This window comes from Paenibacillus sp. MAEPY2 (genome assembly GCF_000499205.1).
In the GTDB taxonomy this organism is placed as follows: domain Bacteria; phylum Bacillota; class Bacilli; order Paenibacillales; family Paenibacillaceae; genus Paenibacillus; species Paenibacillus vandeheii.
Genome location: NZ_AWUK01000013.1, coordinates 141,333 through 161,091, shown reverse-complemented (window position 1 = coordinate 161,091; position 19,759 = coordinate 141,333). Strand labels below are relative to the sequence as shown.

Below are 19,759 nucleotides of genomic sequence, written 5' to 3'. Positions count from 1 at the left end.
GGGGCAGTCACATGTCGATTCAAATTTTTATACTTGGTACGTTAAGCGAGGAACAGTGCCATCCCTATGATATTAAGAAGAGAATTCTTAAACATCTGGATCAAACCGATGCCAAAGTAACGGAAGGCACGATTTATTATAATTTTGAAGTATTGCTGAAGAAGGGCCTGATCGAGAAAATCGAAATTATACAAACCGATAATCGACCAGATAAAACAACTTATGGTATTACTGAAAAAGGACGAGATGCCTTACAAGAGGGGATCTACGCGGCTTTTCAAAAATTCACGAACGTGCAATCCCTCTATGCAGCGCTGGTCAATCTGGATAAGGTGGACTTACACAAGATTGCATATCTGATTGAGGATATTCTTCGTAAACTGGAAAAAAGAATTGCTTATATTGAACGTGATAGACCAGAGATTGAAGAGTTCGAGGTGGATTTGAAAGAAACATTGTTATTAATGAAAGATCATGCCTACCACTCCATTCAGAACGATATCACCTGGCTGCAGAAGCTGCTGCATCATGTTCAGAGCAGAGCTTTGAAGAAATAGGCATGAACACTTAAGAAAAGTAGACAGGAGGAATGAAGAAATGTTCGATCATTTGGTTGTATTTAAATTCAACGATAAAATTACACCTGAGAAGCAGCAAGAATTGGTGAATCAATTATTGTCCCTGAGGGAAGAGATTCCAGGAATCACGGCATTGACTGCAGGAATTAACGTGACTGAGGAGACCGATAATATTCAAGGTTATACACTTGGACTAAGAGTTACTTTTACAGACCAGGAAGCTTTGCGTTCCTACGGTCCCCATCCTGCCCATCAGGCATTCGTAGCTTCGCTCGAAGGTTGGGTGGAAAATGTGATCGTAGTCGACTACCCAATTTAAAAGTTGGTTTCTGGGTGCCGAAAGCTGGAAGACATAAATAGCGTCACAATCGAAGTCGCCAATAGGCGACTTTTATTATTTTGAGGAAGGACCAAATGGTGGTTCAGATGTGTACACACAAATCCATTTGAATATACAATATTTCTATGATTTCTGGGCTGTAATGACGTTATTACGATTCAATCTTCCCATGAAAAAATGAAGGATGGCTCCACCGAAACATACAGTCAATACGGTTCCGATTCCAATGGGCCCTTGAAACAAAAAGGCGAGAATCAAAAAAACAATATAGATCAACGTTCTGGAGTACATCACACTTTTTTTCGTTAAGAGCTGAATGATGACCATTAGATGATCGACGGGTATACGAGCAAAGCGAGCACGTAAATACATAGCTGTACCCCATCCGGAAACAAGCATGCCGACAATAAAATAAATGAAGTTGACAAAGTGTCCTACCTGAAGCCAGTGTCCAATAACCCAGAGCCAGGTATCGATACACAAACCTGTTGCAAAAGCAGTAAGCAATCCCTTGAATTCAGGTTTCTGTCTAATGAGGACAGCATTGAGAAAAATCATGATCAGGGCAAGCAAAATCTCCCAACTTCCTATAGTAAGCCCCACATGCACGGATAATCCCACCAACAAGGCATCAAAAGGAGAGACGCCAAGCCCGGCTGTTATGGTTAATGAGATGCCCAGGGATAGAAGGATAATTCCGGTCCAAAAGTCAACAATTCTAGGTGATCTAAGTATAATACGATTCATGCCAGAGCGTGACATCCTTTCCAATAAGCACTTTTTTATATAATAAATCAGTTTTTATATGTTGTAAATGCAACATTTTATATCTCTTAAGGACAAAGGTTTAATCATGAATATCAGATAAGTTGATCTCACTACCTAAACATTGATAAGAGAGATGGTGTTGACATGAAACCAGTTACATGAAATACAATGATATTGTAGCAGATCGGCTCCCTGGGATTGACAAAGCGTGCCTCTCCCTCTCACTTTATTTTTTATAGACACTTTATTAATAAACATTATAAAGTATATATATATTCTTATTACTTCTGAACTTATTTGAGAGGGACGGGTATGGGGTGGAATAAATGACACTACATTCTGGCAGCCACTAATTGGAGGAGAGGAACTATTTATGATTAAACTTGTTGTTACTGATTTAGACGGTACTTTTCTCAACAACCGAGGTTTGTTCGATACCCAGCTTTTTACTGATGTGCATGAACAAATGCAGAAGAAAGGAATCATTTTTGCTGCATGTACGGGAAAACAATGTGAGCGTGTGGAGAAATTGTTCGGGGAGCATGGAAAGGGAATCTGGATTCTTGGAGACAGTGCTGCCCGAATCAAGAAGGACGGAAAGGTTGTGAAGGAATTCAGCATCGAGCGGGATATCGCTCTGCGCGCTATAGAAGAGATTCAGCGATTCGCTGATAACATGACCATAATTGTATGCGCGAGCAATGCTGCATATGTTCATTCTTCCATCCCTGAAGACATGTACAAGGTTATTAAAGGCTCCTATGAACATGTCATTAAAATCGGTTCCTTCTCAGAAATCGATAGCCCGCTCATTAAAATTACGGTGTATGATCCTGAAGAGAGGAGTAGTGCACTGAGAAAGCATGTTGAATTAACGCTGGATGGACAAATCTACATCGTGGATTCAGAAGCGAAATGGCTTGATATTACGGCACTGCACACACATAAAGGCGAGACGGTAAAAAAACTGCAAGAAATGTTGGGCGTAACAGCCGAAGAAACAATGTCATTTGGGGATGGAGAGAATGATGTGGAACTGATGGCCATTGCTAAATATAGCTTTGCGGTTAGTAATGCCTGTGAAAATACTAAAAGAGCGGCAAGTTTCATTACCAAATCTAATCAGGAGAATGGAGTTCTTATTACGATTCAAAAAATGATGGACCTGTTCTAGATTTATGCAGTTACGAAATAATATTTATATGATCGGAATCATACTGAATGTCAAAAAAGGATAACAGGAGCTGAAAATATGACTGAAGAAGAACGCATATTGAAGGGGATTTTATATAGTCCGAGTGATTCGGAATTGAAAGCGCTGAAACGGCGTTCGCATAAACTAAGCAATCAATATAGCCGTACATTTGAGGATCAGGTCGAGGAACGAGAATTGTTATTGAAGGAGCTGCTTGGTCGAAAAGGACAGGGCTGCTTCATGCAAGGACCGATTTTCTTTCATTATGGAGTGCATACCGAAATCGGTGATTATTTCTTTGGCAACTACAATCTCACCGTTCAGGATGATGCGAAAGTCACCATTGGTAATCATACGAGTTTTGGCCCCAATGTGACCATTGTTACGCCAATTCATCCATTCATCGCTTCGGAGCGCCGGCAGATGCTGGATCAACACGGTACACCCAAATCTCTTTGTTACGCCAAGCCTGTCACTATTGGAAACGATGTATGGTTATCTGCCAACGTAACTGTATGCGGTGGGGTAACAATTGGAGACGGATGCGTAATTGGGGCAGGCAGCGTCGTGACGCAAGATATCCCGGAGAACTCTTTTGCGGCAGGTGTACCGTGCAGAGTCATTCGTAAAATCACTGAATCAGACAGTATGCGATACAAACCGGAAATATTAGCGGATTGTCGTGTAATAGAATAAATTTTTGAGGTAGGAATGTTGGCCCCTGTCATGGAGCGAACCATTTCTGCCTCTTTTTAGTCCTGTTGGAACACTGTGTCGCCCTTTATGTGTGACTTAACATGACATAAAATGAGCGTGAGCTACTTTTACTTTGTATAACATGCCTAAAAACATCGATTCTCTTTATATCCTCCAACAATCTTATGTTATGAATCATGGAACTTCCCCCAATTGTTTATATAATGTGAATCAACATAACATGATTTTGCAGCGGTAACTGGATTCTAAATTACAGGGGGCAGGTTGGGATGAGAGAAACCAAGAGAATGAGGATTTTTTCACTGGGAATTCAGCACGTATTGGCGATGTATGCCGGGGCCATTTTGGTTCCGCTGCTCGTGGGTAGGGCGCTAAATCTGACTGCTGAACAGCTCGCGTATCTGGTATCCATTGACTTGTTAACCTGTGGGGTTGCAACCTGGCTTCAGGCACGCAAAGGAAAGTATCTGGGCATTGGATTGCCGGCGGTGCTGGGAAGCTCATTTGTTGCCGTGACACCCATGATTGCGATTGGCTCACAATACGGGATACCAGCCATTTACGGTTCCATTATCGCAGCAGGGATATTCATCGTCATATGTGCTGTCTTCTTCAGTAAAATCGTCAAACTGTTTCCTCCTGTCGTAATCGGCACGGTGGTAACCATTATCGGTCTGGCGCTGATTCCGACGGGTATCAAGAACATGGCGGGCGGAGCAAACAGCGAGAATTTCGGAAGTCTGGATAACTTGGCGCTTTCATTCGGTGTGTTACTTTTTATTCTCATACTAAATCGCTATGCTCGCGGTTTTGTTAGATCCCTCGCAGTTCTCCTCGGCATTATTGTGGGTACCCTTGTTGCTGCTCTCATGGGGAAAGTCAATTTCGCTTCCGTGCAGGAAGCCTCCTGGTTTCACTTGCCGCAGCCGTTTTATTTTGGATGGCCTACCTTCGAACTGGGCCCTATTATTACAATGATTATCGTAGGTACGGTTGTTATTATTGAGTCGACAGGTGTATTTATGGCTCTAAGCAAAATCTGTGATCAACCGATTAACGAAAAGGATCTGGCGCGAGGGTATCGTGCGGAAGGTTTAGCGTTTGTCCTTGGCGGTATTTTCAATGCCTTTCCGTATAACACATTTGCCCAGAATGTCGGTTTGGTTCAGCTCTCCAAGGTGAAAACGACCAATGTGGTTGTTGCGGCTGGAGGCATCCTGATATTTCTCGGGCTGATCCCCAAAGTTGCTGCATTCGCAACAATTATCCCCAGCGCGGTGCTTGGAGGGGCAACGGTGGTTCTGTTCGGCATGGTGGTCTCATCCGGGATTAAAATGCTGCAACATGTGGATTTCAGCAAGCAATCCAATCTATTAATCGTTGCTTGTTCGGTTTCACTTGGTCTTGGTGTCACAGCTGTACCTGATCTATTTGCCCAGCTGCCTCAAAGTATTCGCATTATTGTCGGTGATGGTATTATCACAGGAAGTCTGTGCGCTATCCTGCTCAATGTCTTCTTTAACCTCGGATTTAAAAAAGAGAGTCTGCCGGTCCAGCCCGTTCAGGCCCAAGAAGCACATACTTGATTTAGTTTTATTTACAGGCTTGTGACTCACAAGAATGGACCCAAGGCGGTTTCAACTACGGTGGAATGACGGATTCTGACTCATTCACCAAAGAAACCTCTTGGGTTTTTAGTATGATTGGGATTGGGAAACAATATCGGGTGGGGCTATTCAACAGTTATCGTAAAAATTACGAAAGTTACTGTAGGATGAATGCAAAAGGGATATAAATATGCTAAAGTTTCATCATGAACATGTTACATGTTCTTTCCGTTGAATTTCCATGCGACTACATAAATGAGCATTGGTTCACAAGGCTAAAATAAAACCAGGGATGTACCCCTGGTTACAGAAAAGGAGTTGTGATCACTATGCAACAAGAAACGCAGAAAAAAGGATGGCATTTTGACAATAGTTATGCGCATTTGCCACAGTTTTTTTTTACAAAGCAGGGAGCGGTACCTGTTCAATCACCAAAGATGATCATCTTCAATACATCACTTGCTACCAGCCTGGGGTTAAATGCTGAGACTCTTAATAGTGCTGAAGGAGCGGAGGTCTTCGCAGGTAACCTGATTCCGGAAGGAGCCGAGCCTCTGGCTCAGGCATATGCGGGTCACCAGTTTGGCAATTTTAACATGCTTGGTGATGGACGGGCTTTGCTGCTGGGAGAACAGCTTACGCCGCAAGGCGAGCGAGTGGATATCCAGCTCAAAGGTTCGGGAAGAACCCCTTACTCTCGCGGAGGTGATGGACGTGCTGCCGTTGGGCCAATGCTGCGGGAGTATATTATTAGTGAAGCGATGCATGCACTGGGAATTCCAACCACGCGAAGTTTGGCAGTCGTTTCGACTGGAGAAAACATTATACGTGAAACAGAACGACCTGGTGCAATCCTGACGCGAGTGGCTTCAAGCCATTTGCGTGTAGCAACCTTCCAATACGCTGCCAGATGGGGTTCAATCGATGATCTCAAAGCATTGGCTGACTACACACTGCAACGGCATTTTTCGGATATCGCCGAAGCCGACAATCGTTACCTCCTGCTGCTTCAGGAAGTGATTAAGCGACAGGCATCACTTATTGCCAAGTGGCAACATGTTGGTTTTATTCATGGTGTAATGAATACGGATAACATGGCGATTAGTGGTGAAACAATTGATTATGGTCCTTGTGCTTTTATGGATGCTTATAATCCAGCGACGGTATTTAGCTCCATTGACACACAAGGCCGGTATGCCTATGGCAATCAACCGTATATTGGTGGCTGGAATCTGGCTCGGTTTGCCGAGACGCTTCTGCCACTGCTGCATGAGGATGAAGAACAGGCCGTGCAAATCGCCCAGGATGCCATTGCACAATTCTCTGAGTTGTATCACCACCACTGGCTTTCGGGCATGCGGAGCAAGTTGGGCTTGTTTAATGAAGAGGCTGAGGATGAAGCGTTAATCAGGGATCTTCTTGAATTGATGGAGAAGCATAGTGCCGATTACACGAATACCTTCCTGGCGATGACCTTTGATACAACACTTAAAGGCTCACCGTTGTGGGAAGCTCCAGAGTTTGAGCAGTGGAAGGAGCGCTATACGGCAAGATTGGGAAGACAGCAGGAAGGAAAAGAAGCATCGCAGCAATTGATGAGGACCAGCAACCCGGCGGTGATTCCTCGAAATCATCGGGTGGAAGAAGCACTGGACCGAGCGGAGAATCACGGGGATCTCAGTGTGATGGAGAAGCTTCTTGCTGTTCTTTCCAACCCGTTTGCACATGCTCCTGAACAGGCGGAGTACGCTGAACTGCCTGCGCAGTGCAATACCTCCTATCAGACTTTCTGCGGGACCTGATTGACGAGATATGGTGAAAAGGCTGCCAATGGCAGCTTTTTTCATTCATGCCAACGCATACAGCGAATAAACGATGTGAAACTTTTCGAGGTGGGTGAGTATATGTCCGACATACGAAGTAAAACAGAGATTGCAAAAACCCTTCTACAGTTGCTTGAGCGGACATCCTTCCGAAGGGAACAGATGGAGAAATATGTTAATCGCCTGTTTGAGGCCTTTAAATGGGAAGGCGTTCCATATATTGAGACCGAAAATGATGTGTATGTTGTTCGTATATACGAACGGGGTATTGTCATGCTGGAGAAACGGATGAACCAGACGGATGAAGTCATCTACTGGCTGCTGGAGGATATCATTTTTACGGCGGCGCATGTAGAATTGCTGGAACAGCATGGTGTGGATAATAAACAGATACACTTGAACTATACGGGCGAAGTGATGCAAGAACTGGAACGAAGTGTTGAGAAGGCTTTCCAACAGATCGGTAATCCATACTTACATTGGCATAAGACGGGTAAACGACAAGAGCTGGAGAGGCTGAAACCAGGAGGTGAGCGTCTATAACAATGTTTTAGCCATATGAATATGATCACGGGAATTGAACATGATGTCCTTATAAGTTTGGCACAGACGCTGACCTTGTTGCTCTATCCTAAGTTTGCATACTTACCCTTGCAATGATATTAACGTTCGGCTATACTGGCTATAAATTGAATACATGAATTACGTTGATAGAGCGCAGTAGCGGCTTTGTCCCTGTTACAGAAAGTCAGGGGTTGATGGAACCTGATACATACAAGGGCTGCGAATTACACTCTGGAGTACTTGGGTAATGCCAAGCGGAATGGCAAACGATATTTTGCCGAAAGCGGTATGGACAGCGTGTAAGCTGGTTGTCTGTGCAAGTTGGGTGGTACCACGGTTATGATAATCGTCCCTATGTCTATTGAAGACAAGGCGGCGATTTTTTTGTGTCCAAAAAAGCCCCGCCCGGCTTAGCTACTTGTAAATTAACGTAGATCATGGACTAATACCAATGCATAGAGAAGGGGTTGTTTGTTTTGAATATTATTGATGAACTGGAATGGCGCGACGCCATTAACCAACAAACGGATGCGGAGGGTCTTCGTGAGCTAACCGAGACGACATCGGTTTCGCTGTACTGTGGGGTTGACCCAACAGGAGACAGTATGCACATTGGACATTTGATTCCGTTCATGATGCTAAAACGTTTCCAACTCGCCGGCCACCGCCCGGTCATTCTGATTGGTGGGGCAACAGGAACTATTGGTGATCCAAGTGGTCGTCAATCGGAACGTTCCCTGCAAACGTTGGAAGAAGTACAGGCCAATGTGGACGCTCTGACTGCACAAATGAAAAAGCTCTTCGTGACGGATGGCGACAATCAGGTGCGCATGGTCAACAACTACGACTGGACACACAAAATCAATGTAATTGAATTTTTGCGTGACTACGGTAAAAACTTTAACCTCAACACGATGCTGGCAAAGGATGTGGTTGCGAGCAGACTGGAAGACGGCATTTCGTTTACTGAGTTTTCCTACCAGATTCTCCAATCGCTCGATTACCTGCACCTGTTCCAACATGAGAATGTACAGCTGCAAATCGGCGGTTCCGACCAATGGGGCAACATTACAAGTGGCCTAGACCTCATTCGTAAAAAAGAAGGGTCCGAAGCGAAAGCCTTCGGTCTGACGATTCCGCTGATGCTCAAATCCGACGGAACGAAATTCGGTAAATCCGCAGGTGGAGCCATCTGGCTTGATCCGAATAAAACGACTCCATTTGAATTCTACCAGTTCTGGGCAAATACGGATGATCGTGACGTAATCAAATACCTGAAGTACTTCACGTTCTTGAGCAAAGAAGAAATTGAAGCCTTGGCTGAAAAGGTAGAAACGGAGCCGCATAAGCGTGAAGCACAAAAGGCACTCGCAGAAGAAATGACGAAGTTTGTTCACGGTGACGATATGCTGGAGCAGGCGAAACGCATTACCGCAGCACTGTTCAGCGGCGACATTCGTTCCCTTACAGCAGACGAAATCGAGCAGGGCTTCAAGGAAATGCCGACCTTCGAGACCGATGGAGAAGCTAAAAATATTGTAGACTGGCTCGTGGACCTTGGGCTGGAGCCATCCAAGCGTCAGGCGCGTGAGGATGTCACCAAAGGGGCTATCTCTATGAATGGTGAGAAAGTTACGGAGCTGGAATTCACGGTCTCTGCGGAGCACGCAATCGGTGGTAAATTCATCATCATCCGCAAAGGCAAGAAAAACTACAGCCTGGTGAAATTGAAGTAGCAAGAGGATTACAGAGTATGATTCGGGGGAAGGTAGAGGCAAAAGTTATTCTTCCCCAGCAACACAAAAGGACCGTCCCCATTCATGTCAATGACATTATGGAGACGGTCCTTTATGCATGCCATCCGCAAATGGCTTATTAGTTATTAATTTATTGATTCACAATCGCTGTGATCTCTTCATCCAGATCAAGTCTTACATTCTCACGGTAAGCCCGAATGTCGTATTCACTGTGCAGGTAGCGCAGGATCGCTTCAATCATGTTAGATTCGACCAGATACTGGCTGCGGCCTTGAATCCAAACTTCAGCGGAATATCCCGTATCTTCTTCCCAGCTCAGTTCCACATTGACATCGGTTGGGCGTACACCCTTGCGTTCCGCCATGTGAATACAAATCGCGTTTACAATTTCATCCATGCTTAGAACCATAGAGATTAGTACCGTCCGTTTCTGTTGCGGTCATCATCATCACGATCATTTTTGCGGTCATAGCGACCATCGGCTGCCGGTTTACGGCGATTCGTAATGGCTCTGAACAGGGCCATAGCGAGCATCACGATCAGCATAATTGCGGCTACGTTTACGAGCAATCCAAGAATGTTACCCAAAGCTCCCATGCCACCGAACAATCCGCCGAACATCATACCAGCCAGACCGCCCAGCATCATGCCTTTCATAAATCCACCGCCACCGCCAAAGAATCCGCCACGGTTGGTTGTAGCTGCTCCAGTGCTGGAGTTGTTATTCGTATTTGATTTGCTCACATTACTGTTGGAATCGGACTTCTTAGGTGTGTTAGTAAAGCTTTTTGTTCCCGATTTGAAACCGCCACCACGTCTAGCATCGGCAGAATCCGGATTCGCTACTCCGACTGTTGCGAACAATAATGTAAAGGCCATGAAAACCATCATGAGATGTTTGATTCCGAATTTTTTCTTCATTGTAAAGATCGTAACCCCCCGATTAATTTGTTTGAATCACCCAAAATTGGGCCTTACTCAAGTAATACGGTCAACTTGCAGGAACGTTTCAAAATTTGTTTAATTTTCTGAATGAGTTGGACAAGGGTCCTGAATAGCGGCCTGACCATCGAGTAGTTGAGTAACCCAGTTGCACCATTCGATGCCCGTTTGTGCGTTCATCAACCCTTTTTGCACCAGAATGTAGCTTCCGAATTCCCGACTGCCTACTCGCAAATTATCCTGAGGGATACGGGACTTCAAATCCTCGAAATAACGGATGCGTTCCAAAAACCAGTTTTTACGCTCGTTCAGAATGCGTCTCATGCTTCCATCTTCCGCAATGCCTACACATAAAATACGCAGATTGAACTCGTCACGCGTAACCGGAGCGGTAACGGGAGTGATCATCCAATCCAGCAGTTTTTCAATACCTTTTTCCGTGACTGCATACATTTTTTTGTCCGGTTTGTCAGACTGTTGCACCCAGCGGGAGGCTAAAAGCTCATCGTTTTCCATTTTGGAGAGGAGGGGATAGATCTGACTGTGTTTAGCCTGCCAATGTGGCTGGATTTTCAGCATTAGATCATAGCCTGATGACTCCTCGCGGGTAAGAAGCCCGAGCAATCCGTAGGAAAGTATGTTCATGCACATGTCTCCTTAATATTAGGGCTGGGCCAGCGAAAACGAATGCAAATTGTTCTCATTGACCGCTTTCATAAAAGTGTACACTGAAACTGTATGGTTTGACAACCTGACAGAACAACTGCCTCAATTTAGACAAAAAAGAGTGCGGACCCGGAGGTCCGCACCCAAACCATTTTAGAGAGATGTCTATTGCCCATAGCCCTCTGCGACAAGATCAAGTTCACCTGTATAGGAGTCGATGACCATGCCGTGTACGGGTACATTGGGCGGAAGCAATGGATGTTTCTTGATCACTTCCACAGTATGTTTTACCCCTTCTTCAACGCTGTCAAACCCGCGCAGCCACTTTTGCAAACGAATACCCGAGTTCTCCAGCGTGCTCATGACTTCCTCAGACACACCCCGTTCGACCATATGTCCAATCATGGTCTCTGCGTGTAGGGATGCCATACCACATTCCGTATGTCCAACAACCAGTACTTCATCGGCACCAAGCTCATAGATGGCGACAAGAACACTACGCATAACAGACCCGAAAGGTTGAGAGATAATTGCGCCAGCGTTTTTGATAATTTTCACATCGCCATTCTTCAGGTTCATGGCCTTGGGCAGCATTTCCACCAGACGGGTATCCATACAAGTGATGATGACCATCTTTTTGGTTGGAAACTTGCCAGCCGTATACTTTTCGTATTCTTTAGTCTCGACAAATGTTTTGTTGTAAGCCAGAATCTCTTGAATGTTGTTCATGTCCATTGCCTCCTGTTATCCAATACGATGAGCACAGCCACTTGCATCCAATGCAGCTTGTCCTACGTCCTTTGGTTTCATTTATTATATCACGGTCAGCAAATTGCATTATTCCGCGATTTAGAGGAATAATGCAATTTGCATCTGTTAAAAGTTGATTATACGCATTGCAAAAAGTATCATCAATAGGGAATCCAACTTTTTTTGAAGAGGTGAACGTTAACAATGGAACAACAAGCACAGCAACAGCTGGAATCCTTCCGTAATCTGGCTCGCAAAATCAAGAGTTATCATGAAGCCATTGGTTTGCTTCACTGGGATCTGCGCACAGGTGCGCCCAAAAAAGGTGTACCGACACGTTCGGAAACACTTGGAATGCTGTCTACCGAAGCATTTAAGCTGCAAACCTCGGCTGACATGAAATCCTACCTGGATACATTAACAAGTCCAGAGGTGCTGGAACAGCTGGAAGATATCGACCGCCGTCAGGTGGAAGATTGTCAGAAAGAATATGATCGCAGTCAGTCCGTACCACCGGAAAAAGTACAAGCGTATACCGTACTTACCGCCAAATCGGAAACGGCTTGGGAAGATGCCAAGCATAATAGCGATTTTGCCGGGTTCTCTCCTTACCTCACCGATATTGTGAAGCTCAAGCAAGAGTTCATAGACTACTGGGGTGTGAAAGATACTCGGTATGATACCCTTCTTGATATGTATGAGCCGGAACTGACCGTTGAAAAGGTAGATGCGGTATTTGCCCGTCTCAAAGCGCGATTGGTGCCCCTGCAAGAGAAGATCAATGCGTCGGCCAATAAGCCTTACACGGAGTTCCTGAACCAGCTGTTTGACAAGGAACAACAGGAAAAATTCAGTCTGTTTATTCTGGGACAAATGGGTTATGACTTCGAAGCTGGAAGACTTGATGAGAGTGTTCATCCGTTCGCAACGGGCCTGAATCCGGGTGATGTTCGAATCACGACGAACTATTTGCAGGATGATGTGACGAGTGCGGTCTTCAGTTCACTGCACGAAGGCGGACACGCCCTGTATGAGCAAAATATTGACGACAATCTGGCCGGTACTCTTCTTGCCGAAGGGACGTCCATGGGTATCCACGAATCCCAGTCGCGCCTTTGGGAAAATATGATTGGCCGCAGTCTTCCATTCTGGACGCGCTATTATAAAGATTTGCAACAGCACTTCCCTCAATTAAACGAGATAGAACTGGAAGACTTCTACCGGGCAATTAATCGGGTTGAAAGCTCTCTGATCCGGATTGAAGCCGATGAGCTGACGTACAATCTGCACATCATCATTCGTTATGAAATTGAGAAAATGCTGTTTAACGAAGGTCTGGAAGTCAAGGACCTGCCAGAGACATGGAATGCCAAATACAAGCAGTATCTTGGTGTGGTGCCGCCGAATGATGGTATGGGTGTGCTTCAGGATGTTCACTGGTCGGGCGGTGACTTTGGTTACTTTGCTTCTTACTCGCTCGGAAATATGTATGCTGCACAGATTCTACATACACTGCGCAATGAAATGCCGGAGTTCGATGCCCATATTGCCGAAGGTAACCTGATTCCCATCAAGGAATGGTTGACTGACAAAATTTATCGCTATGGTAAAAGTCGTACACCTTCCGAATTGATTGTGGCCGTAACGGGTGAAGAGTTGAACCCGGACTATTTGGCAGACTATCTGGAAGCAAAATATACCGAGATTTACAAGCTGTAGGACAGCTATAACATCAACATATAATTTTGAAGAGCGGGGCAGAATTGCCCGGCTCTTCTTTTGTATGCAAGTTCTTAACCTTTTGTTAGGCATCAGCATATCCATAGTAGAGAGAACAGCTGAAACCAGTGAAGGAGGGAAATATCATGAAATACACGCCCTGGTTCATCCGGGCCATCGTCATTTTGCTCATTATCATTGTGGCTCTCACCAGCTGCAATAAAGATAAGGATGTAAACAAAATTACGATTGGTGAAGTCACACGTTCTGTGTTTTACGCACCGGAGTATGTGGCTGTGGCCCAAGGTTTTTTTGAGGAGCAGGGGCTTGAAGTGGACATTCAGACGACGGCTGGCGGAGACAAAACGATGGCAGCATTACTTGCTGGCTCAGTAGACATCGCATTGGTAGGAGCAGAGACGTCTATTTATGTCTACCAACAAGGCGCAGAAGATCCGGTTATTAACTTTGCTCAGCTTACACAGACGGACGGAACGTTTCTGTTTGCCCGTAATCCCGATGGCGAATTTAATTGGGATCAACTGAAACAGAGTACATTCCTTGGACAAAGAAAAGGTGGCATGCCTCAAATGGCAGGCGAATTCACGCTGAAAAAACATGGCATCGATCCGCAGAATGATCTGGAATTGATTCAAAATGTGGATTTTGCCAACATTGCTTCTGCATTCGCATCAGGGACGGGGGATTATGTGCAGCTGTTTGAACCTCAGGCGTCCATCTTTGAGAAAGAGGGTCGCGGCAAGGTTGTAGCCTCGTTTGGAACGGAAAGTGGCCATCTGCCTTATACGGTCTTTATGACCAAACAAAGTTATATCCATGATAACAAGGACATCGTTCAGAAGTTCACAAACGGCTTGCAAAAAGCACAAACTTGGGTAGATTCCCATACGGCTGAAGAAATTGCTGAAGTGATCAAGCCCTACTTCAAAGATATTGATCCGGCCATTTTGGTAAGCAGTGTGAACCGTTACAAGGAACAGGGCACATATGCAACCGATCCAGTCATTGATGAGGATGAATGGAATAACTTGCTGGACGTTATGAGTGCTGCGGGAGAACTGAAACAGCGGGTGGATTCTCAAACGATTGTTGATAACTCCTATGCAGAACAAGCAGCATCAACGAAGTAATCAGGTATTCAGGAAAGGACGTGAGCATGTATGCCTGAATCCGAAACGGTGATCAGACTGGAAGGGATTTCGCAAGTCTATGTCAGCGAGCGCGAAGCATCACTGGTTATCGAGAATTTGAATCTTCAGGTCGAACAGGGAGAGTTCGTTAGTCTTGTCGGCCCAAGCGGATGTGGTAAAACCACATTGCTGTCGATCATCGCCGGGCTGCTCACACCGACCGCTGGCGAGGTCAAGGTTAAAGGGAAACGCATCGAAGGTCCATCTGCCCAGATCGGCTATATGCTGCAACAGGACTATCTGTTTCCGTGGCGTACTATTTTGGATAATGCCCTGATTGGACTTGAACTGACAGGTACCCTTAATGAACAGAGTCGTGAGCGTACGCGTGAGCTGTTGGCAGGTATGGGGCTTGCTGGCACCGAAAGCCAGTATCCTTCCGAGTTATCCGGGGGCATGAGGCAACGGGTGGCTTTGGTACGTACACTGGCTACGGACCCGGGAATACTGTTGCTGGATGAACCCTTCTCCGCACTCGATTATCAAACCAAGCTGCAGCTGGAGGATCTGGTTTCGGACACATTGAAGAAATCCGGCAAAACTTCGGTGCTTGTCACCCATGATCTGTCGGAAGCTATTGCCGTCAGTGATCGCGTCATAGTGCTGGATCGCAATCCGGGTCGCATTCGGCGAGAGTTCATCATTCCAGAAGATTTGCGGAATGCACAGCCTTTTTACGCAAGGGAGCAGCCGGGGTTCAATGAGCTGTTTCAGGCGTTATGGAGTGAACTGGATCAGTCCGGAGGAGGTGAGAAGAACGGGTGAATCAGACGAACCAGAAGCAGGAAATGCGTGATGATTGGATGAGACAGCTGCACCAAAGCCATATTCAGCAGGTTGCCAGATGGCGACATAAAGTGCTGGCGGTGCAGCTGTCCATGCTGGTGTTTATGTTTTTGCTGTGGGAACTGGCGGGAAGGCTGCGCTGGATTGATGTGCTTTTGTTCAGTTATCCCAGCAAAATTTTTAATCAGATTTGGAAGGACATCGTCAGTGGAGAACTATGGGCGCATGTCGGGGTAACCGTAGGGGAAACGGCAGTCGGCTTTTTGCTGGGGACACTCGTCGGAACACTGCTTGCGGTTCTGATCTGGTGGTCTCCTTTTTTGTCCAAAGTGCTTGATCCCTATATGGTTGTGTTCAACAGCATGCCAAAGGTCGCACTGGGTCCCATCTTTATCGTCATGTTTGGTGCAGGATTTACGGCCATTGTCATGACGACTTTGTCAATTACAGTCATTATTACTACACTTGTTGTGTATAACAGTTTTAATGAAGTGGATCAGAACTATATTAAGGTTATCCGTACGTTTGGTGGCGATCGCTCCGAAATTTTCACCAAAGTAGTATTGCCCGCTTCCTTCCCTGCCATTGTTTCTACCTTAAAAGTAAACGTGGGGATGGCCTGGGTCGGTGTAATAGTGGGTGAATTTCTGGTCGCAAAGCAGGGGCTGGGCTATCTGATCATCTATGGATTTCAAGTATTCAACTTTACCCTTGTTTTATCGAGCCTGCTGATTATTGCCGCTGTCGCCACAGCGATGTACCAGCTCGTTGTATATGTAGAACGCAAGCTGCTGGCAGGACGCAGATAATGTTGTGAAGCATACGCGTGTATAAAAAATCATTCACAATATGTATACAATTTCACAAGAGGTGTCACGTTGCCCGAACCCGTAAAATCAAGTACCATACAATTACGAATATTCCGCGCAGTCCGGAATGAATGCGACGATTGGAGAAGAGGGCCTAGAGGCTTTTCGTCGCATCAATCAAATTGCCAGCGTCCCTCATCCGGGGCGCGTTATTGTGACCGACATGCATGCGCATGTCGGTTGATGCCGTTTATGAGTTTAGTAGGTAATTGAGATATGCTGTTCTTGCAGACACAATTCTTTTGATTAGAGAAGAAATGGTTTTTGGCAGGATGTGTAATACTAGGGATATGAATATAGAACAGTAGACGCTATTAGGCAGTGGACAGGCGCTCACCTGGATAGGTATGGCTCGCTGGCTTTGACATTTTTGCAGCTTAGAGGAGAGGGAATGTTAGATGGGTTTTAGGGTAATTAAAACCGCAATCGCCGCGCTAATGGCTGTGCTGATTGCGGACTGGTGCGGCTTGCCTGGACCAACATCAGCTGGCTTGCTAGCCATTCTTGGCGTTGATGTAACACGAAAAAGAAGTATTCGCACCATATCTGCCAGATTCTTCGCTTCTGTAGTGGGGCTTTTATTTGCAAGTGTACTTTTTCACTTTCTAGGTTTCCATTATTGGGTACTGGCAGTCTACATACTAATTGCGTTTCCCGTTATCGTTCGGGCCGGATTCAAGGAAGGCATTGTGACGGGTTCTGTCGTGGTGTTCCGAGTATTTGGCGGCGGTGAGATGGATGTTCATGTGGTTTTGGTACAAATTGGATTACTGCTGATTGGTCTCGGTTCCGCAATGGTTGTCAATCTGGCCTATATGCCGGCTGCGGATCCGCAGATGCTGCGTATTCGCAAAAGAATTGATGAATTATTCTCGGTCATCTTCAAGGAGTTTGCAGCTACACTGCGCAATCCGAATGAAGTGTGGGCAGGAAAAGAGCTGATTGAAGCCGATAAAGCTGTGCTAGGCGGCATTGAAGCAGCCAAACGCTCGTTGGAAAATCAGGTCATCCACCCGAACGAGGGATGGAGTGTCTACTTTTATATGCGCAAAACGCAACTGGATTCCATCCAGCATATGATGCATCTGGTATCCCAGATCTATCAGAAGATGCCGCATGCGGAAATGGTATCGGAGCTGTTCGACCAGCTCAGTCAGGATGTACTCACTGAATCTTACACCGGACGCACGGAAAAACTTCTCGCAGATGTGCAAGAAGAATTCAAACGAATGGAGTTGCCGGATACAAGGGAAGAATTCGAGATTCGTTCCGCGATTCTCCAGCTGTGCCGGGAACTCGCGCTGTATCTGAAAATAGCCAAGAAGGACAAAGCGCCGTCTCCGGTATCGGACCGGTCCCAATCTACAAATGAATAATAGAAAATAGTTGTCACCCTAGACGGATGCCCTGCATACACTTGTAAAGAATGATTGTATGGAGGAGGTTTAAAGATGTCATTGAGTCATAAACATCAATGTAGAGAGATCATCACGAAGGCGATCTGCGGCAAAGGTCGTAAGTTCTCTACCGTAACACATACCGTGACTCCGCCACATGGTCCGACCAGTATTTTGGGGGCTTGGATTATCAACCACCAATATGAAGCCGTATCAGCGGGGGACGGAATTGAAGTTATTGGTACTTACGATATCAACATTTGGTATTCCTATGACAAAAATTCACAGACGGATGTAGCCAAAGAAACGGTGTCGTATGTAGAACATGTGCCTTTGTCCTATCTGGACCCGAAACACCGGGCCACCACGGTAGAGGTATCTGCGGATGCAACGCAGGAACCAAGCTGTGTGGAAGCCACGGTGTCGTCAGGTGGGGGCAGCGTAATTATCCGGGTAGAACGGGAATTCGCTGTTGAACTGGTCGCCGAGACCAAAGTTTGTGTGAAAGTGTGCACGGATGGCTGTGGAGATTACGAAGACAAGGATTATGACTTCGGCAGTGGAGATGGAGATTATGACGATCTCGATCCCGACTTGCTTGACGATGAGCTGTAAGCTTAGCGTTCTTGATTCATAAACTTAAGGTATCATATGCGCCGCGAGCGGCAGTGAAGAGGGCGTAAGCCCTCTTTTTTTCATTTTGGGCGAGAAACGGGAGGGTGGACAGGATGAATGTGATGGAAGAGGCCGAGGAGGCGGTGCGCCGATATGAACGCATGCTCCCTCGCGAACGGACAAATCGCCTGAAACGATCCGGGATTGAAGTGCTTGCTTCGCAAGGCAGGCGTGATCGACAGTTGGGATTGCGTGTTCGTTACGATGTAGAGATATGCTGTCTGCAAGCGATCCGCATCAAACGTAGGGACACCAGCGGCATGGGTGGAGCGCAAGAAAGTGTGCTGGATCGCGAAGCCGCATCAACGTTGTTCAAACGTATTGAACGGCTTGCAACCAAAACATTGTATACGGTTGGACTGGATCACGGCGCAGTAAGACTGGAAGCCTCTGGAAAGAGCGGTTGTGCAGTCATTTCGATTGACCCAAGGCCATGGAAGGGCATGACTGATCTCTCTGCCATGTATCGTGCAGGCTGGAAGCAGCTTCAGTCTGAACTGGACGAAGAACGTCATCATAATGCAGCCCCGATACTTGGAATGGACCCCGAGTTCCTGCTTGTGCAGATGCCAGAGTCCAAAATCGTGCCCGCCTCCAGATTTCTCGAACGAACAGGCGTAGCTGGCTGCGATTCCGTGACGATTGGTGGACGACGAATATATCCTGTAGCCGAACTGCGACCTGCCCCAAGCTCTGAACCGCGTGAACTGCTTGCTCATCTGATGAGAGCCTTTGCGGCCGCGTCCCGAAGCATTAGTGATCATTCGCTGATTTGGCAGGCAGGGGGAATGCCCCAGCGCGGATTGCCACTCGGTGGACATGTTCATTTCAGTGGCGTTACGTTAAACGGGGAGCTGCTGCGTGCACTTGACAATTATCTGGCATTGCCACTCGCCGTTCTTCAGGACCCCCGAGGTTCTGGCAGACGTCCACGCTATGGGGCATTGGGGGACTTTAGGCTGAAATCCTACGGTGGATTCGAATACCGCACTTTACCTAGTTTTCTGGTATCTCCTCTGGTTGCCAAAGGTGTCGTTGCTCTAGCTGGTCTTATCGCAAGAGACTATCAGCAACTGCGTCAACGTCCATTGGCGAAGGCGGCTATTCATACTGCTTTTTATGAAGGGAACCGTGAGGTGATGCAAGCGTATATTCCGGCATTGCTCGATGACCTGACGAAAATGGATGGTTTTGAACGTTATGAACAATACGCGGCTCCTTTAATTAGCCAGCTAAGACAGGGTAGGACATGGGACGAGAGTCGGGATATACGTAAACTCTGGAATATTCGAGCAGGTTCATGAAGAGTGGGCACTTTTTTGGTATAATGAGAATTAAGTCGATTTTGATCATCGTTACGGAAGAAATGGAACAGCAACCTGTGAGGGACGCGGC

20 protein-coding genes and 1 other annotated feature are annotated in these 19,759 nt (G+C 46.2%); of the genes, 15 read left to right on the top strand and 5 right to left on the bottom strand.

The features are described 5' to 3' along the window. Nucleotides 1–11 precede the first annotated feature (11 nt). Together P364_RS0112730 and P364_RS0112725 are read left to right on the top strand one after the other, a co-directional pair. Nucleotides 12–557 (top strand): PadR family transcriptional regulator, encoded by a 546-nt coding sequence (locus tag P364_RS0112730; protein ID WP_024630495.1) that lies wholly within the window; start codon nt 12–14, stop codon nt 555–557. A gap of 40 nt (nt 558–597) precedes the next feature. Next, complete coding sequence (locus tag P364_RS0112725) at nt 598–897, top strand: Dabb family protein (protein ID WP_024630494.1); 300 nt, start codon at nt 598–600, stop codon at nt 895–897. Between the two features lie 144 nt (nt 898–1,041). Here P364_RS0112725 and P364_RS0112720 read toward each other — a convergent pair whose 3' ends face one another. After that, the gene (locus tag P364_RS0112720) at nt 1,042–1,665 is read right to left on the bottom strand and encodes a YczE/YyaS/YitT family protein (RefSeq protein ID WP_024630493.1); all 624 of its coding nucleotides are present in this window, start codon (nt 1,663–1,665) and stop codon (nt 1,042–1,044) included. 394 nt (nt 1,666–2,059) lie between these two features. Between P364_RS0112720 and P364_RS0112715 the strand changes: the two genes are divergently transcribed. The 6 genes from P364_RS0112715 to tyrS all read left to right on the top strand — a co-directional run bounded on the left by P364_RS0112715 (nt 2,060) and on the right by tyrS (nt 9,328). Next, on the top strand, nt 2,060–2,860 hold the full coding sequence (locus tag P364_RS0112715) for an HAD-IIB family hydrolase (RefSeq protein WP_024630492.1): 801 nt from the start codon (nt 2,060–2,062) through the stop codon (nt 2,858–2,860). Between the two features lie 78 nt (nt 2,861–2,938). After that, nucleotides 2,939–3,577, top strand: a complete 639-nt coding sequence (locus P364_RS0112710) for a sugar O-acetyltransferase (RefSeq protein ID WP_024630491.1) — start codon at nt 2,939–2,941, stop codon at nt 3,575–3,577. A 290-nt stretch (nt 3,578–3,867) separates the two neighbouring features. Further along, complete coding sequence (locus P364_RS0112705; protein ID WP_024630490.1) at nt 3,868–5,184, top strand: nucleobase:cation symporter-2 family protein; 1,317 nt, start codon at nt 3,868–3,870, stop codon at nt 5,182–5,184. Nucleotides 5,185–5,534: 350 nt separating this feature from the next. Beyond that, on the top strand, nt 5,535–7,007 hold the full coding sequence (locus P364_RS0112700) for a protein adenylyltransferase SelO (RefSeq protein ID WP_029880960.1): 1,473 nt from the start codon (nt 5,535–5,537) through the stop codon (nt 7,005–7,007). 102 nt (nt 7,008–7,109) lie between these two features. Continuing rightward, complete coding sequence (locus P364_RS35290; protein ID WP_024630488.1) at nt 7,110–7,571, top strand: Imm63 family immunity protein; 462 nt, start codon at nt 7,110–7,112, stop codon at nt 7,569–7,571. A gap of 155 nt (nt 7,572–7,726) precedes the next feature. Then, nucleotides 7,727–7,949, top strand: a binding site (T-box leader). Between the two features lie 119 nt (nt 7,950–8,068). Continuing rightward, nucleotides 8,069–9,328 carry a tyrosine--tRNA ligase gene (gene tyrS / locus P364_RS0112690; RefSeq protein ID WP_024630487.1) on the top strand — a complete coding sequence of 420 codons (1,260 nt, stop codon included), beginning with the start codon at nt 8,069–8,071 and terminating at the stop codon, nt 9,326–9,328. A 151-nt stretch (nt 9,329–9,479) separates the two neighbouring features. On the opposite strand, the gene P364_RS0112680 is transcribed toward tyrS, so the two are convergent. The 4 genes from P364_RS0112680 to P364_RS0112665 all read right to left on the bottom strand — a co-directional run bounded on the left by P364_RS0112680 (nt 9,480) and on the right by P364_RS0112665 (nt 11,686). After that, nucleotides 9,480–9,758, bottom strand: a complete 279-nt coding sequence (locus P364_RS0112680; RefSeq protein WP_024630486.1) for a YxcD family protein — start codon at nt 9,756–9,758, stop codon at nt 9,480–9,482. Nucleotides 9,759–9,763: 5 nt separating this feature from the next. Beyond that, nucleotides 9,764–10,270 carry a hypothetical protein gene (locus P364_RS0112675; RefSeq protein WP_024630485.1) on the bottom strand — a complete coding sequence of 169 codons (507 nt, stop codon included), beginning with the start codon at nt 10,268–10,270 and terminating at the stop codon, nt 9,764–9,766. Between the two features lie 99 nt (nt 10,271–10,369). Then, a complete protein-coding gene (locus P364_RS0112670) occupies nt 10,370–10,936 on the bottom strand; it encodes a PadR family transcriptional regulator (RefSeq protein WP_024630484.1) in 567 nt (188 codons plus the stop codon). A gap of 186 nt (nt 10,937–11,122) precedes the next feature. Continuing rightward, nucleotides 11,123–11,686: a beta-class carbonic anhydrase gene (locus P364_RS0112665; RefSeq protein ID WP_024630483.1), complete on the bottom strand. Its 564-nt coding sequence runs from the start codon at nt 11,684–11,686 to the stop codon at nt 11,123–11,125. Between the two features lie 225 nt (nt 11,687–11,911). Between P364_RS0112665 and P364_RS0112660 the strand changes: the two genes are divergently transcribed. The 7 genes from P364_RS0112660 (at nt 11,912) to P364_RS0112630 (ending at nt 19,668) form a co-directional block, all read left to right on the top strand. Continuing rightward, entirely contained in the window at nt 11,912–13,426 is a 1,515-nt protein-coding gene (locus tag P364_RS0112660; protein WP_024630482.1) for a carboxypeptidase M32, read from the top strand. Nucleotides 13,427–13,572: 146 nt separating this feature from the next. Next, a complete protein-coding gene (locus tag P364_RS0112655; protein WP_024630481.1) occupies nt 13,573–14,577 on the top strand; it encodes an ABC transporter substrate-binding protein in 1,005 nt (334 codons plus the stop codon). A 30-nt stretch (nt 14,578–14,607) separates the two neighbouring features. Continuing rightward, entirely contained in the window at nt 14,608–15,402 is a 795-nt protein-coding gene (locus P364_RS0112650; RefSeq protein ID WP_029880957.1) for an ABC transporter ATP-binding protein, read from the top strand. 38 nt (nt 15,403–15,440) lie between these two features. Continuing rightward, nucleotides 15,441–16,232 carry an ABC transporter permease gene (locus tag P364_RS0112645; RefSeq protein ID WP_373456216.1) on the top strand — a complete coding sequence of 264 codons (792 nt, stop codon included), beginning with the start codon at nt 15,441–15,443 and terminating at the stop codon, nt 16,230–16,232. Between the two features lie 458 nt (nt 16,233–16,690). Further along, nucleotides 16,691–17,668: an aromatic acid exporter family protein gene (locus P364_RS0112640; RefSeq protein WP_024630479.1), complete on the top strand. Its 978-nt coding sequence runs from the start codon at nt 16,691–16,693 to the stop codon at nt 17,666–17,668. Nucleotides 17,669–17,743: 75 nt separating this feature from the next. After that, nucleotides 17,744–18,304, top strand: coding sequence for an outer spore coat protein CotE (locus P364_RS0112635; protein WP_024630478.1), 561 nt, complete (start codon nt 17,744–17,746; stop codon nt 18,302–18,304). A 113-nt stretch (nt 18,305–18,417) separates the two neighbouring features. Beyond that, nucleotides 18,418–19,668 (top strand): putative amidoligase domain-containing protein, encoded by a 1,251-nt coding sequence (locus P364_RS0112630; protein WP_236642082.1) that lies wholly within the window; start codon nt 18,418–18,420, stop codon nt 19,666–19,668. Nucleotides 19,669–19,759: the final 91 nt, after the last annotated feature.

Excerpts from the sequence above, each read along its gene's own strand:
- P364_RS0112730 (WP_024630495.1), top strand. The coding sequence starts at position 12 with ATGTCGATTCAAATTTTTATACTTGGTACGTTAAGCGAGGAACAGTGC.
- P364_RS0112725 (WP_024630494.1), top strand. The coding sequence starts at position 598 with ATGTTCGATCATTTGGTTGTATTTAAATTCAACGATAAAATTACACCT.
- P364_RS0112720 (WP_024630493.1), bottom strand. The coding sequence starts at position 1,665 with ATGAATCGTATTATACTTAGATCACCTAGAATTGTTGACTTTTGGACC.
- P364_RS0112715 (WP_024630492.1), top strand. The coding sequence starts at position 2,060 with ATGATTAAACTTGTTGTTACTGATTTAGACGGTACTTTTCTCAACAAC.
- P364_RS0112710 (WP_024630491.1), top strand. The coding sequence starts at position 2,939 with ATGACTGAAGAAGAACGCATATTGAAGGGGATTTTATATAGTCCGAGT.
- P364_RS0112705 (WP_024630490.1), top strand. The coding sequence starts at position 3,868 with ATGAGAGAAACCAAGAGAATGAGGATTTTTTCACTGGGAATTCAGCAC.
- P364_RS0112700 (WP_029880960.1), top strand. The coding sequence starts at position 5,535 with ATGCAACAAGAAACGCAGAAAAAAGGATGGCATTTTGACAATAGTTAT.
- P364_RS35290 (WP_024630488.1), top strand. The coding sequence starts at position 7,110 with ATGTCCGACATACGAAGTAAAACAGAGATTGCAAAAACCCTTCTACAG.
- P364_RS0112680 (WP_024630486.1), bottom strand. The coding sequence starts at position 9,758 with ATGGTTCTAAGCATGGATGAAATTGTAAACGCGATTTGTATTCACATG.
- P364_RS0112675 (WP_024630485.1), bottom strand. The coding sequence starts at position 10,270 with ATGAAGAAAAAATTCGGAATCAAACATCTCATGATGGTTTTCATGGCC.
- P364_RS0112670 (WP_024630484.1), bottom strand. The coding sequence starts at position 10,936 with ATGAACATACTTTCCTACGGATTGCTCGGGCTTCTTACCCGCGAGGAG.
- P364_RS0112665 (WP_024630483.1), bottom strand. The coding sequence starts at position 11,686 with ATGAACAACATTCAAGAGATTCTGGCTTACAACAAAACATTTGTCGAG.
- P364_RS0112660 (WP_024630482.1), top strand. The coding sequence starts at position 11,912 with ATGGAACAACAAGCACAGCAACAGCTGGAATCCTTCCGTAATCTGGCT.
- P364_RS0112655 (WP_024630481.1), top strand. The coding sequence starts at position 13,573 with ATGAAATACACGCCCTGGTTCATCCGGGCCATCGTCATTTTGCTCATT.
- P364_RS0112650 (WP_029880957.1), top strand. The coding sequence starts at position 14,608 with ATGCCTGAATCCGAAACGGTGATCAGACTGGAAGGGATTTCGCAAGTC.
- P364_RS0112645 (WP_373456216.1), top strand. The coding sequence starts at position 15,441 with ATGAGACAGCTGCACCAAAGCCATATTCAGCAGGTTGCCAGATGGCGA.
- P364_RS0112640 (WP_024630479.1), top strand. The coding sequence starts at position 16,691 with ATGGGTTTTAGGGTAATTAAAACCGCAATCGCCGCGCTAATGGCTGTG.
- P364_RS0112635 (WP_024630478.1), top strand. The coding sequence starts at position 17,744 with ATGTCATTGAGTCATAAACATCAATGTAGAGAGATCATCACGAAGGCG.
- P364_RS0112630 (WP_236642082.1), top strand. The coding sequence starts at position 18,418 with ATGAATGTGATGGAAGAGGCCGAGGAGGCGGTGCGCCGATATGAACGC.